The 13,798-nt window shown below is 60.6% G+C and carries 14 protein-coding genes; 10 read left to right on the top strand and 4 right to left on the bottom strand.

Annotated elements, in window-relative coordinates; all coding sequences use genetic code 11:
• Positions 1 to 35: 35 nt before the first annotated feature.
• The 3 genes from O4H53_RS18325 to O4H53_RS18315 are packed head-to-tail and all read left to right on the top strand — an operon-like array spanning position 36 to position 2,299.
• Complete coding sequence (locus O4H53_RS18325) at positions 36 to 1,391, top strand: DUF6638 family protein (RefSeq protein WP_269366089.1); 1,356 nt, start codon at positions 36 to 38, stop codon at positions 1,389 to 1,391.
• Positions 1,392 to 1,658: a hypothetical protein gene (locus tag O4H53_RS18320; RefSeq protein WP_114273777.1), complete on the top strand. Its 267-nt coding sequence runs from the start codon at positions 1,392 to 1,394 to the stop codon at positions 1,656 to 1,658.
• A gap of 11 nt (positions 1,659 to 1,669) precedes the next feature.
• Complete coding sequence (locus tag O4H53_RS18315; protein WP_114273776.1) at positions 1,670 to 2,299, top strand: DUF1523 family protein; 630 nt, start codon at positions 1,670 to 1,672, stop codon at positions 2,297 to 2,299.
• 95 nt (positions 2,300 to 2,394) lie between these two features.
• Here O4H53_RS18315 and O4H53_RS18310 read toward each other — a convergent pair whose 3' ends face one another.
• Complete coding sequence (locus O4H53_RS18310) at positions 2,395 to 3,972, bottom strand: DUF5928 domain-containing protein (RefSeq protein WP_269366087.1); 1,578 nt, start codon at positions 3,970 to 3,972, stop codon at positions 2,395 to 2,397.
• Between the two features lie 149 nt (positions 3,973 to 4,121).
• Between O4H53_RS18310 and O4H53_RS18305 the strand changes: the two genes are divergently transcribed.
• From O4H53_RS18305 to O4H53_RS18280, 6 genes are all read left to right on the top strand, one after another.
• Positions 4,122 to 4,940, top strand: a complete 819-nt coding sequence (locus O4H53_RS18305) for a sulfotransferase family protein (protein ID WP_269366085.1) — start codon at positions 4,122 to 4,124, stop codon at positions 4,938 to 4,940.
• A 34-nt stretch (positions 4,941 to 4,974) separates the two neighbouring features.
• Positions 4,975 to 5,541, top strand: a complete 567-nt coding sequence (locus O4H53_RS18300; protein WP_269366084.1) for a DedA family protein — start codon at positions 4,975 to 4,977, stop codon at positions 5,539 to 5,541.
• Between the two features lie 256 nt (positions 5,542 to 5,797).
• Positions 5,798 to 6,286 (top strand): SsrA-binding protein SmpB, encoded by a 489-nt coding sequence (gene smpB / locus O4H53_RS18295; RefSeq protein WP_269366140.1) that lies wholly within the window; start codon positions 5,798 to 5,800, stop codon positions 6,284 to 6,286.
• Positions 6,279 to 6,926, top strand: a complete 648-nt coding sequence (locus tag O4H53_RS18290; protein ID WP_269366082.1) for a glutathione S-transferase family protein — start codon at positions 6,279 to 6,281, stop codon at positions 6,924 to 6,926. Before smpB ends, O4H53_RS18290 begins: the two co-directional genes overlap by 8 nt.
• An 84-nt stretch (positions 6,927 to 7,010) precedes the next feature.
• Positions 7,011 to 7,865 carry a 3-mercaptopyruvate sulfurtransferase gene (gene sseA, locus O4H53_RS18285; protein WP_114273771.1) on the top strand — a complete coding sequence of 285 codons (855 nt, stop codon included), beginning with the start codon at positions 7,011 to 7,013 and terminating at the stop codon, positions 7,863 to 7,865.
• A gap of 1 nt (position 7,866) precedes the next feature.
• Positions 7,867 to 9,051, top strand: coding sequence for an amino acid aminotransferase (locus O4H53_RS18280; RefSeq protein ID WP_269366080.1), 1,185 nt, complete (start codon positions 7,867 to 7,869; stop codon positions 9,049 to 9,051).
• 75 nt (positions 9,052 to 9,126) lie between these two features.
• Here O4H53_RS18280 and O4H53_RS18275 read toward each other — a convergent pair whose 3' ends face one another.
• The 3 genes from O4H53_RS18275 to O4H53_RS18265 form a co-directional block, all read right to left on the bottom strand.
• Positions 9,127 to 9,309, bottom strand: coding sequence for a CsbD family protein (locus tag O4H53_RS18275; RefSeq protein WP_269366078.1), 183 nt, complete (start codon positions 9,307 to 9,309; stop codon positions 9,127 to 9,129).
• Between the two features lie 214 nt (positions 9,310 to 9,523).
• On the bottom strand, positions 9,524 to 10,831 hold the full coding sequence (locus tag O4H53_RS18270; protein WP_269366076.1) for an ammonium transporter: 1,308 nt from the start codon (positions 10,829 to 10,831) through the stop codon (positions 9,524 to 9,526).
• Between the two features lie 29 nt (positions 10,832 to 10,860).
• A complete protein-coding gene (locus O4H53_RS18265) occupies positions 10,861 to 11,199 on the bottom strand; it encodes a P-II family nitrogen regulator (RefSeq protein ID WP_114273768.1) in 339 nt (112 codons plus the stop codon).
• A 257-nt stretch (positions 11,200 to 11,456) separates the two neighbouring features.
• Between O4H53_RS18265 and O4H53_RS18260 the strand changes: the two genes are divergently transcribed.
• Positions 11,457 to 13,700: a transglycosylase domain-containing protein gene (locus O4H53_RS18260; RefSeq protein ID WP_269366073.1), complete on the top strand. Its 2,244-nt coding sequence runs from the start codon at positions 11,457 to 11,459 to the stop codon at positions 13,698 to 13,700.
• The last annotated feature ends 98 nt before the right edge of the window (positions 13,701 to 13,798 follow it).

The raw sequence follows: 13,798 nt of genomic DNA, 5'->3' as shown, positions 1-13,798 counted from the left end.
TTGGAGGCTGCAGTGCCTTCTTGTGATCGTTTAATATGAACCGCCTCATCCGCTACGGCCTCATGTTCGGCAACCTCTTCCACGTGGACTCCCCCGCGTTGGTGGACCGATACAACCGTGCGCTGGAGCATCTGACCGGCAAGCGCACCACCCAAACTGACTTCCACATCGACATCTCCGGCTATTCCCCCGAAGTGGGTGACGAGCTGGGCGATCACCTCTATCTCAACCATGCGGGCGTGAACCGGCAGTTCATCCTGCTGAGCATGGAGCAGCGCACGGCGCCTTTGCTCAACATGAAATTCTCCACCTCGCGCGGCATCCTGCAGCAATTCATCGCCGAGAATGAGGCGCAGTTGTTCGCGCTGACCGCCCGTGACGCGGTGGCGGGAGAGTTGGTGAACAGCGTCTATGATGTCTCAACCCCCGCGCGGCTGTTCGACATAAGACGGGTGAAGGTCGAGGCCGATACCACCGCAGGCACGGTGCGCGACGCGGAAAAGCTGGGGCAGATGGTCGAGCGGTTCAAGACCGAGAAAGACGGCTGGTACGACGACGTGCTGATCGCGCAGATGATCGAACTGGCGGGCAAGACCGGGGATGTGGTGCGCAACCCGGTCAGGCTGCGCCAGATGTCCTTTGACCAGCGGAATTTCTGGACGGCGCATTTCGGCGGGCTCTATCTGTTCCAGGATCTGGATCATCCGGCGGTCGTGGCCCCCTCTGGCAAGGATCATCTGGGCGATCTGCCGATCAAATATGTCTTTGACGCCGACGACCGGAACCAGCTTGCGAAGTTTTTCGAATACAACGGCCTGACCGAAACGATTGTCGAGGCGCGGGGCATCAACTCGGCGGCGATCCTGCGGCAGAAGATGGATTTCATCCTGATCGACGCGGTGGCGGATGAGGGCGGCGACCTGACCGGGGCCACGCGCGCCGATATGCGGCGTCTGGCGCGGGAGCATGTGGACAAGCTGCCGGAGGAGTTCCACGCGCTGGGCGCGCTGGTGAACTGGGCCGAGAACGGCGGCAACTGGCCGCGGATATCCTCGGACCATCCGGCCTATTTCTATACCCTGCGGGCGAGCGATACCAAGGACGCGGCGCTGGTGAACATGCTGCTGGCCGAACTGGCCCCCAAGGACGCGCGGCAGATGTTCATCTGCCACAAGGAATTGTTCTATCAGACCTATGCCCGCTGGCCGGATGCGAAGAAGGCCTATGTTGCCGATTTCCTCGTGGCCGAGTATCAGATGGACAAGGCGGGTGCGCGGGCGGCGCTGTTCGGCCATGATGCGCCGATGGAAGAGCCTGCCCCCCGCAAGCCCGATCCGGTGTCCGACATGATCGCTCGTGTCGGCCCCTGGGGCGCGGTGAGGGAGAGATAGATGTTTGCACTGGCGCGTCTTGTGGTGATCGGCTTTGTCGTTCTGACGATCATCTATGTCTGTCTGTCGTTCTATTCGCGCAGCGTGCGGCGGTCGAAGCTGCGCAAGAAGTGGTACGAGGGCAAACAGCTGGTGGACCGCGACACCTTTGTGCAGCGCGGGCTTGAACGCTATGACGGGTCGATCCGGCGCAAGCTGATCCTGGGCGTCTATATCGTACCCGTCGTCGTTGTCGGCGTGGTCATTTACCTGACGAATTTTTCCTGAGAGGGGCCAACATGGCGATTATCAAGTGGGTTTTCTGGATCACCATCTGGGTGCTGGTGGCGGCCTTCTTCCACTACACACTGCCGCAGGTGGATATCGTCCGGGTCACCGATACCTATGAAAAGCGCGTCGATCCGGGTGAGAACTCGATCTTCTGGGCGCAGGCGGATATCGGAACGGACGGGACGCTGGCGAACCGGGATGTGTTCTTCATCCAGACGCGGCGCGCCAAGGGTGACGTCATGGTTTATCGCAACGAGGATACAGGCTGGGGCTGGCCGCCCTATTTCAAGTTCGACACTTCGAACCTGCAGGCAGAGGCGGCGGATGCCAAATCGACCGAGGCGGCGCCGGAATGGTATGCGATCAAACACTACGGCTGGCGCAACGAGTTCCTGACGGTGTTTCCCAACGCCATATCGCTTCGCAAGGTCGAGGGGCCCGACGCTTCCAAGGGCATCCCCTGGCTGAACATCATCATTCTCACGCTTTTCTTTGCCATCGTCTATGCCATCTGGGTGCGCTGGCGGCGGTTCCGGCGGGCGCGGATCGACCCGACGCTTGAGGCGCTTGAGGATGATCTGGCGGAGAAACGGCAGGGTATGTCGCGGTGGATCGGGAGCTGGCGGGCAAAGAAGTGACCGCGCTGTTGTGATCCGGGTGCTCCGGTGAGGGGGCGGCTTGCCCTCTCGCTCCCCCAAGCGGCGGTTTGCCGGCAAAAGAACGATGATCTGCGTCAGTCTGCGAACAGATAGTCCGTCTTGGCGATTTCGCGGGCCTTGTCCTTGGAGATGTTCAGGAATTTCTCAAGGTTTTCGGCGTTGAGCTCGGGATCGGCAGCCTCGCGGATGCGAATGTGGTTCTCGAACTGGGCGTCGCGGATGCGGTCGCTTTCGTGCACCATGTCGTTGCGGATCGTCGGCAACAGGCGTTCCAGCGTGTCCTGCGATGTCTGTTCCCCGGCAAGGCCCACGCGCATCGCATGGCCGATCAGGTAGTCGTCGGTGAACTGGCATTCGATTTCCAGAATGCGGGTGATGGACCGGTCCGAGGCGAAATCGTTCAGAAGCTCGATATTGCCCGGGTCCATGCAGACGATCATGCGGTCGGTTTCGAAATAGTCGAACAGCATCCGCATCAAGGCCCGCCGGTGACGGTGGCGTTTTTCCAGCGTGTTCTGGATGCCGCCCAGATCGGGCAGGGTCGTATCTTCTTCGTTGAAGAGGTACTCGATCGCGGGGACGTTGGTGACCTGCCGGATGCGGTCGAGGACCCTTTTGGCGACGTGCCATTTCTTGCAGACAACGATCAGCAGTTCCCGTTCGCGTCCCAGCGTGCTTTCGGTTTCCCAGAAACGGGTGGCAAAGCGGCGGCCGATCCGGCCCCGGCCTGACAGGAACTTGAACAGGCCGCGGCCTTCGTTGCTGATCTGGAACTGGACGCCCTCGGCGGCGTAGAGCAGCCCGAGCCTGCGTTTCAGGTCCTGCGCCTCGGGGCTGATCTTGCGGGCGAAAAGGTAATCCTGGCTGAGCAACAGCTCGTAATGGTCATTGTAGAAATTGACCGGCATCCCGTAATCCGTGAACATCAGGAAGGTCAGGGTGCGGCAGCGGATCTCGACCTCGGGCACCAGGTGGCGGACCAGCGTCTGAAAGAAGGTTTCATCGGGAATCCAGGTGGACCGGAAGAAACGGACGACATCGCGGCGCTTTTTCACAAAATCCAGCAGCCATTCAACGGTGCGGCGGCGCAGGCACCACCACTGGCTGCCAATCATGATCTGCAGATCGGCGGGGATGTTGCGGGTCAGCCCCAGTTTCTTCTGGATCTCGTACATCCAGTAGAACCGCTTTTTCTGGGTCCGTTCATTGAACCAGTGCCGGTAGATCAGACGTTCCTCTTTCCAGCCGGTCTTGATCCAGTCGCTTTCGAAGTAGTCGAAGCTTTCGATGAAATCGGCATCGTTGTCGTCAAGGAACTGGTGGGTGTACTCCGCCGACTTGATCGCCATGCAATCGCCGGAAAGCATGTAGAAATGCGTTGCGCGGGGAAACGCCTCAACGGCGGAGGTCAGGGCGCTGAGTGTTGCCTGCACAAGGGACCATTCGCCCCAGCCGCATTTCACACGTTTCTTCGCGAAGATCACGTTCGGGTTATTGTCCAACGCCGCGCGGATCTGCTGGTAATGCTCGGGCTTTGCCCGGGAGTCGAAGTGGATCGACATATAGTCGCCGGCCGTCGTCAACCGCTCTGCCTGCCGGATGATCGCCAGCGGGTCCTTGTGACAAAGCAGTATGTAAGCGATTTTGGCCACGGCTGAAACGAACTGCCTCTTTACCTTGTATTGTTTACCTAGATAATGATGAAGCAACATTGAATAAACCGCATTTATTTGCTTTTTTGCGGCAACTCAGAACTGTTGCTAAAAACAGTCATGACAGAACGAGTGAGAGGCAGTCGGCTATGGGGTTTCCCGGAACATGGATGACGGAAAGCGAAAGCGTGGTCTATCGGGTGGTGCCCAAGTGCGCCTGTTCGACAATCGGGCAGATCATGTACTACTCCGACCACGGCGAATTCTTCGATGGTGACATCCATGATGCACAGTCCGGGTTGCACAAATGGGCGCTGGATGCCTCGCAACTTCCGATCACCGAGAACGTCAAGGGCCACAAGTCCTACGCCTTTACCTGCGTGCGCAATCCCTACACCCGGATCCTGAGCTCGTTCTTCGACAAGATCTGCGGCATCCAGCGCAACGGCAAACGCTATCGCGGCAACCTGGTCCCCCTGCTGATCCAGAAGTATGGCATCGAAGTCGGCGGCGATGACGGCAAGCAGGAGTTCGACCAGATTGCCAGTTTCCGCAGGTTCCTGTTGTTCGCCCGCGATACCATCCGGTGGCGGCGGCCGATGGACCCCGACATTCACTGGTCGGCCATGTCCGGCCATGTCAGCACCTTCATCGTGAACGGTGGGCGCTATGACAAGATTTTCTGGACCGAGGCATTCAACGACGGGATGCAGGACGTGCTGGACGCGATCGAGACATCCCACCAGGTCCGCCTTGCGGATATCCCGCGGTTCAACGAGAGCGAGGGGCACGGCCCCAAACGGGCCCATCCGGTCGAAGATTATTTCGATGATCTGTCGATGCACCTGATGCGCGAAATCTACAAACGCGACTTCGAATTGTTCAAGTATGATTTCGAGAATCCGGGCAACAAGATGCCGGTGGGCGAAATCGACCTGGACGAAGTGCACGCCAAACTGGGCGATTGAGGGCCATGGCAGTCCCTGGCCATAGGGTGATGCCGTGAGCCTGGAAAGCCTTGTCAGCACCTATGGCGTGCCGGCTCTGTTCCTTGGATGTGGGATCGAAGGGGAATCCGTTGCGATCATGGGCGGCGCGCTGGTGCACCGGCATGTCCTGCCGTTTTTCCCGGTGTTGCTTGCCATCGGGTCAGGTGCCTGGATTGCAGATACATTGTTTTTCTGGCTCGGACGGCGTTTCCGGTCTCACCCGTTTGTGCAGCGTCAACTGGCGGGAAGCCGGATTGCGGCCCTGCTGGGCAGGGTCCGAAGCCAGCCCGGCCGGTTTGCCGCGTCCTTTCGCTTTATACCCGGCATGCGGATATTGGTTCCCTTGGCGCTGGCCCAGACAGAGATCACCTATCGCCGCTATGGCGCGATCACCGCAGTTTCTTCTGCGATCTGGGCTTTGTTCTACATCCTGGTCGGGCATCTCGTGGGGGCGGTTCTGGCGCGGGTGCTGGGCCATATCCACCATATTCCCGTCATTGTCTGGGGTGGCGGCATGGCTGCCACGCTTTCGCTGCTGCTGGCCGTGCATCACCTGCGCCGCTCTCAGAAGCGCGGGTAACAGGCGCTTCATGCGCGTTTGAATGCGCCGCCAGGACACGCCGCGCGGCAACGGCGCACCCCTTGGCCGAGGGGTGGACCATATCCGCCGCGTGATAGCTGCCGTCACTTGCTGCGGAAGTTTGGCGGAAATCCGGGGAACTCTCCCCGAAGTTGTAAGCAATGCTGCTTGTGCTTTCCGTATTCAGGACAAAGCAACTGCGAAAGCGCGGTGCCGAACCTTGCGCTGGCTTGGGGTGCGCTCTACATCTGCCTGCATGTCACAGGTCAAATCCGCCACGAAATCTGATCCCAATTACAAGGTGATCGCCGAAAACCGCCGGGCGCGGTATGATTACGCTATCGAAGAAGATATCGAATGCGGCATTATCCTGGAGGGGTCAGAGGTGAAATCCCTTCGGCAGGGCGGCGCGAACATCGCGGAAAGCTATGCGGCTGTGGAAGAGGGCGAGCTGTGGTTGGTCAACTCCTATGTGGCGCCCTATGCACAGGCAAAGACGTTTCAGCATGAAGAAAGGCGGCGGCGCAAGTTGCTCGTCTCGCGCAAGCAGATGGCGGATTTGTGGAATGCCACCCAGCGCAAGGGGATGACGCTGGTGCCGCTGGTGATGTATTTCAACCATCGTGGCATGGCAAAGCTCAAGATCGGCGTCGCCAAGGGCAAGAAGAATCACGACAAACGCGAGACCTCGGCGAAACGTGACTGGTCGCGGCAAAAGGCGCGTCTGCTCAAAGATCATGGCTGACGGTTTCACGCTGATCGGGTTCAGGCATTCGGTCTACACGCGGATTGTCCGGGTTGCCCTGATCGAAATGCGCCTGCAGGCCAGCTATGTCGAGGTGGACCCGTTTTCCGATCCCTCCGTGCTGGATCGTTTCACCCCACTGGCCCGCGTGCCGGTTCTGCGCCACGGTGATTTCACGCTGACCGAGACAGCGGCGATCCTGCGCTATCTGGCGCGGGTCAGTGGCGCCATGCACCTGCTGCCCGACGACTCACAGGCGCTCGCACGGATGGATCAGGTCTTTGGCATTGTGGATACCAGCCTGTACTGGCCGCTTGTCCGGCAGGTTTTCTCCAACGGCTTCTACGCACCGCTGATGAATGAACCCTTTGATGCCGATCAGGTCGCGGCCGGTATCAAAGCGGGCAGGCCCGGCCTGAAACTTCTCGATACCATCGCGGCGGAGGGGCTGGTGCTGAACGGCATGGATCTGACCCTTGCCGATCTGCATCTGGCCCCGGTCATGGATTACCTGACGCGGGTTGCTGTGGGGGCGGAGCTCCTGGCAGAGTATCCCGACCTTTCGGCGTGGTGGTCCGGAATGTCGGGCAGCCCGTTGTTGCAGGAAACGGACCCGTTTCCCGGCGAGGAACGCCCGTAATCACTCCGCAACCGGGGCGCGCTCTTGCCAGTTTGCATCAGCGCGGCTAGGCAAGAATGGAGCCATTTTCTAGAAGGACTGCCCATGGTTGATGATCCCAAGACGCTCGTGTCCACCGCATGGTTGGCCAAGCACCTCAAGGACCCGGACCTGCGGTTGCTGGATGCATCATGGTACTTGCCGGATGCGGGCCGTGACGCAAAGGCCGAGTATGACGCCGGTCATATTCCAGGCGCCCGGTTTTTCGACATTGACGAAATTTCGGATGGGCGTTCGGACCTGCCGCATATGGCGCCGCCGGTGGAAAAATTCATGTCGCGGATGCGCGCGATGGGCGTGGGCGACGGGCACCAGGTGGTGGTCTATGACGGGGCCGGTCTGCTCTCTGCAGCGCGGGTCTGGTGGCTGTTCCGCCTGATGGGTCAGGAGAATGTCGCGGTGCTGGACGGCGGATTGCCCAAATGGGTGGCCGAGGGGCACCCGACGGAAGACATGCCGCCGATTCCGCGTGATCGCCATATGACGGTCCGCCTGCAGAACCAGCTTGTCCGGGATGTGACGCAGGTGGCCCAGGCTTCCAAGCTGGGGGAGCCGCAGATCGTCGATGCGCGGGCACCCGCCCGGTTCCGTGGCGATGCGCCCGAACCACGCGAAGGGCTGCGCGCGGGCCATATTCCGGGGTCGCGCAACGTGCATTACGAGACCCTGTTGAACGATGACAAGACCATGAAGGATCCCGACGCCCTGCGCGCGGTTTTCGAAGCCGCAGGTGTCGATCCCGCGAAACCGGTCATCACGACCTGCGGGTCGGGTGTCACGGCCGCAATCCTGGCGCTGGCGCTTGAGCGGATGGGGCAGACCTCGTGGTCACTTTATGATGGATCATGGGCGGAATGGGGGATGTTCCCCACCGTGCCGATCGCTACCGGAGACGCATAAGATGTTCGAAACCCTACAAAGTCAGCCTGCGGACAAGATCCTTGCCCTGATGCAGATGTACCGCGACGACCCCCGGGACACCAAGATTGACCTTGGTGTCGGCGTCTACAAGGACGCGACTGGTCTCACCCCCGTGATGCGGGCGGTAAAGGCGGCAGAACAGCAGATTTGGCAGTCGCAGGACAGCAAGGTCTACACCGGGCTTATCGGTGATCCGGCCTTTTCCGATGCGATGATCGAACTGGTGCTGGCGGGGGCCGTTCCGCGCGACACCGTGGCTGCGGCGGCGACACCGGGCGGCACCGGTGCGGTGCGTCAGGCGTTCGAGCTGATCCAGATGGCCCGCCCCGATGCACGGGTGTTCGTGTCGGATCCGACCTGGCCCAACCACCTGTCGATCCTGAAGTATCTTGGCATGGAGGTGGTGAACTACCGCTACTTCGACGATGAGTCGCGCGGGGTCGACTTCGACGGCATGATCGCGGATCTGAGCAAGGCACATGCGGGCGATGTGATCCTGTTGCACGGCTGCTGCCACAACCCGACAGGGGCGAACCTGAACGCCAGTGAATGGGATGCCGTCATCAAGGTGTTGCAGGAAACCGGCGCCACGCCGATGATCGACATCGCCTATCAGGGCTTTGGCGACGGGCTGGCAGAAGATGCCGCCGCGACCCGCAAGATCGTGGCAGCAGTGCCGGAATGCCTGATCGCCGCCAGTTGTTCAAAGAACTTCGGGATCTACCGGGAACGGACAGGTCTTCTGATGGCCATTGCTGCCGACCCGGCGGCGCGCAAGCTCAATCAGGATACTTTGGCGTTCCTCAACCGCCAGAACTACAGCTTCCCGCCGGACCACGGGGCGCGGATCGTGACGACGATTCTGAACGACGCTGCGCTGCGGGAGGACTGGATGCAGGAACTGGAAGACGTGCGCGGCACCATGCTGAACCTGCGGACCCAGCTTGCCGGTGAATTGCAGCGCCTGTCGGGATCTGATCGTTTCGGTTTCCTCGCGCAGCACCGGGGAATGTTTTCGCGCCTTGGCACGACGCCTGAAAAGGTCGAGGAGCTGCGCGCCAAACACGGGATCTATATGGTGAGCGACAGCCGGATGAATATTGCCGGCCTGAACCAGCAAACCATTCCGATCCTTGCCCGCGCGATTATCGACGTCGGTATCTGAGCAGGACACCAAAGGGGCCCGCGCTGATCTTTCGGCGCGGGCCCCCGGATGTTTCAATCCCGGATGTCGTCGGGATCAGATCTTGTTGCCAAATGCGCCTTTGACCGCGCCCTTGGCCTTTTGTGCCTCGCCCTTGATCTTCTGGGCTTCGCCCTCGACCCTCAGCTTGTCATTTCCAGTCACTTTGCCCGCCGCAGATTTTGCGGCGCCAATGGCTTTGTTGGCATTGCCCTTGGCCTTGTCTGCAATCTCACCCATGGTCTGATCCTCTCGGGGTAGGTCAGGTGCGGCGCGCGGTGATCGCGTGTCCGGTCTGATCTATGTGGAAACCCGGCAGGGGTGGTTGCGGTTCCCGGTGAGTGATCTTGATTAAGGCGGGTCGGCCAGATCTGGCTGATGGCCAATCGGGTCGGGCGGCATAAAAAACCCGGCCTCGAAAGGCCGGGTTCGCTGCCACAGGGTTTGAGGGGGATCAGCCCTTGGAGAACTCCGGATAGGCTTCCATGCCCAATTCGGTGGTATCCAGACCCTGAATTTCCGCTTCTTCGCTCACCCGGATGCCCATCACGGCTTTGAGGATGCTGAAGACGATGAAGCTTGAGATGAAGACAAAGGCGCCGATGGCGACAAAGCCGATGATCTGCGTCACGAAGGATGTCCCGTCGGTATAGACCGGCACCACCAATGTGCCCCAGAAGCCCGCGACCAGGTGAACCGGGATTGCGCCGACCACATCGTCGATCTTGAGCTTGTCAAGGAAGGGCACGGCGAAGACCACGATGACACCGCCCACAGCGCCAATCCACAGCGCGCCAAAGAGCGTCGGGTCAAGCGGGCCAGCGGTGATGGAGACCAGACCGGCAAGTGCGCCGTTCAGCACCATCGTCAGGTCGACCTTGCGGTACAGGACCTGTGTCAGGATCAGCGCCGCGACGGCACCGGCTGCTGCCGCCATGTTGGTGTTTGCAAAGATCTGTGCAACCGCATCGACATCTTCCAGCGTGCCCATGGCGAGCTGGGATGCACCGTTGAAGCCGAACCAGCCCATCCACAGGATGAACGTACCCAGCGTCGCCAGCGGAAGGCTGGAACCCGGCATCGGCACCACACGACCGTCCTTGGCATATTTGCCGATGCGCGGTCCCAGGATGATGACACCGGCCAGGGCAGCAAAACCACCCGCGGCGTGCACCAGTGTGGAGCCCGCAAAGTCAGAGAAGCCCATCGCGGAAAGGAAACCGCCGCCCCACTGCCAGGATGCCTCGATCGGGTAGATCAGGCCGGTCAGCACGACAACGAAGATCAGGAAGGGCCAGAGCTTTACCCGTTCGGCCAATGTACCCGAAACGATGGAAGCGGTGGTGGCGCAGAACATCAACTGAAAGAAGAAGTCGGAGGCGTTGGAATAGCCGCCTGCGTCGATGTCCGTCTTGATGTCCTTGGGTGAAATCGTGCCAAGCACGCCGTCCATCATCCAGTTGCCGTCGCCGGGGTACATCACGTTATAGCCGATCAGCCAGTACATGATTGCGGCGATGCCGAAGAGGCCCATGTTCTTGGTCAGCTGGGTGGTGACGTTCTTGGACCGGACCAGCCCGGCTTCGAGCATGGCAAAGCCTGCAGCCATCCAGAACACCAGAAAGCCGCCGATCAGGAACAGCAGCGTGTTGAAGATGAATGTTGTCTGGGCGAGTGATGCAAATTCCGCATCCTGGGCCGCCCCCAGCGTGGGCACCAACGCAATCGCGGTGGCCAGCGGGATATATTTGAGTTTGTTCATTTCGGGTTTCCTCAGATCTAGGGGAAGGTTCAGATGGCGTCTTCGCCGGTTTCGCCGGTGCGCACGCGAACGGCCTGTTCGACGTCGAGCACGAAGATCTTGCCGTCACCGATCTTGCCGGTCTGGGCTGTCTTGGAGATCACTTCGACCAGCTGGTCCGCGACGTTGTCGGCGACGACAAGCTCCAGTTTGACTTTGGGCACGAAGTTCACGACGTATTCGGCGCCGCGATAAATCTCGGTATGACCTGACTGGGCGCCAAAACCCTTGATCTCGGTCACCATCAGCCCGCGGACACCCGCTTCGGTCAGCGCTTCGCGCACTTCCTCGAGCTTGAATGGTTTGATAGTAGCAATGATGAGTTTCACCTTCTGAGTCCCTCTTCCGGTTGGCAGGTTCGACCTGCGTGATGCCCCCGCAGAAAACAGGGTATTGAGCCTGTGGTGAAAGGTTTGACGCAGGTTTATGCGCAGAAAATCGCCGCTTCCTGCATGGAAAATGTGCAGAAATAGGAATCTGCACAAAAAATAATCAAATAAATGATGGGCTTTCCGGTCGGATGCGCTAAACAATCCTGCATTTGCAGCGTAAGGTGCAGAAAAAGACAGGCGAGCAGGCCAGATTCATGAGTGATTCATCAAAGCGCAAACGCCCGTTGGTGGCGGACAAGCGCTATCCGTCCAAAAGCAAGGCTGCTGCGAAACAGCCTGCCAGGAAACCGGTTGCGAAGAAGGCTCCGGTGCGGCGCAAACCCGCCCGTACCAAAAAGCCCCGTCGCGGCGGGATCATCGGTCTGCTGGCGGCGCTGGTGTCATGGATTCTGCGGCTGATCTGGAAGATCGTCTGGCGGGTGACGGCGGTTGCCGTTCTGTGCCTCGCGCTGGCCGTGGGCTATTTCTATACCACATTGCCCCCGCTGGAGGCGCTGCTGGATGGCCGTGCGCGCGGCTCTGTCACCTTGCTGGACCGCAACGGCGATGTCTTTGCCTGGCGCGGCGACCAGTTCGGCGGTGTGGTCACTGCCGACAGCGTGTCAAAACACCTCAAGAATGCTGTTGTCGCGACCGAGGACAAGCGGTTCTACCGCCATTTCGGGATCAGCCCGCGCGGCATCGCCTCTGCCGTGCGCATCAACCTGAGCGAGGGGCGCGGGCCGCTTTCCGGGCACGGTGGTTCGACCATCACCCAGCAGACTGCCAAGCTGATCTGCCTGGGAGAGCCCTTTGACCCCTCGACCGGCCAGACCGAGAAGGAATACGAGGCCGGGTGCCGCGCAGGCAACCTGCAGCGCAAGGCCAAGGAAGCGCTCTATGCCATGGCGATGGAGGTCAAGTATTCCAAGAACGATATCCTCTCCATCTATCTGAACCGCGCCTACATGGGCGGTGGCGCCTATGGGGCCGAGGCCGCCGCGCAGCGGTTCTTTGGCAAGTCGGCAGCGGCGGTCAATCCGTCCGAGGCTGCAATGCTGGCCGGGTTGCTGACCTCGCCTTCCGTCCTGTCGCCGACAAACAACCTCGACCGGGCGCAGAACCGGGCGGCAACGGTGATCCGGCTGATGCGTGAGCAGGGGTATCTGTCGGCCGAGGAGGCCGAAATGGCCATGGCAAACCCCGCCGAATTGTCCGAAGCGGCAGAAGCCCGCGCGGGTGGCTATTTCGCGGATTGGGTCATGTCGACGGGGCCGGAGTTTTTTACCCGCAACACGACCGAGGACGTGATCATTCGCACCACCCTGGATCAACGCATCCAGAAGGCCGCCGAGGACGGGCTGAAGTGGGTTTTCGAGAACAAGGTCCGCGAGGGATCGACGGCGCAGGCCGCGGTCATCATCATGTCGGCGGACGGTGCGGTGCGCGCCATGGTGGGCGGGCGCAAGACCAAGGTGGCGGGAGCATTCAACCGTGCGACCCAGGCCCTGCGGCAGACCGGCTCTGCCTTCAAGCCCTTTGTCTATGCCGCTGCGCTTGATCTGGGATATTCGCCCAATGACATCGTTGTGGACGAACCGTTTTGCATGAACATCCCCGGGTCGGGCCAGTGGTGCCCCAGAAACTATACCAACCGTTTTCTCGGCCCGGTGACGCTGACCCATGCCTTGAAGGATTCATTGAACATTCCTGCGGTAAAAATCTCGGAAAGCGTCGGGCGCGATCTGGTCAGCCGGGTGGCCGACCAATTCGGGATCAAGAATGACCTCGCCGCCGGTCCGGCGCTCGCCCTGGGGGCTTCGGAAAGCACGCTGATCGAGATGACCGGCGCCTATGCGGGTATTCTCAACGGCGGTTCCTCCGTCACCCCCTACGGGTTGGTGGATCTGCGCCTGATGGGCGACAATGATCCACTGATGGGGACCGGCGGGGGTATCGGTGAACGGGTCATCCAGGAAGAAGCGGCACGCCAGCTGGTCTATATGATGGAGAAGGTGATTTCGGACGGCACCGGAAAGCGGGCGCAGTTCGGCGGGCGGGAGCTGGCCGGCAAGACCGGGACAACCTCGGCGGCCAAGGATGCCTGGTTCATCGGATTTTCGGCAGATTATGTGGCCGGGGTCTGGATGGGCTATGATGACAACACCCCGCTCAAGGGGGTGACCGGTGGTGGCCTGCCCACCGACATCTGGCGCGAGGCAATGAGCCGCGCGCATGAAGGGGTCGAACTGAAAGGGCTGCCGATGTCGCCCCCGATCGCGCCCAGTGGTTTGGGTGAGGGTGATCCAGTGCTGGCCTCTGACCCGATTCCGGTTGATGACAATCGCGGCAATCAGGGCACCGGCAACATTATTGACCAGGTCCTTCAGGACATCTTTGGCGGCGGCAGCACCGGATCGGGCAGTTCCTCCCCCCCGCCCAGCCCCTCGGACAGGTAACCCTCCAGTTCCGGTGAGGGTCACCACACTTCGCTTGATTTCTGTTCCGTCTGGCACTCTGCCGACCATGCGGGTTGGTGCGGTGCGCCGGATGTGAA

Source organism: Sulfitobacter sp. G21635-S1 (assembly GCF_027213915.1).
Lineage (GTDB): Bacteria > Pseudomonadota > Alphaproteobacteria > Rhodobacterales > Rhodobacteraceae > Sulfitobacter.
This window is presented reverse-complemented; position numbering and strand designations above follow the sequence as displayed.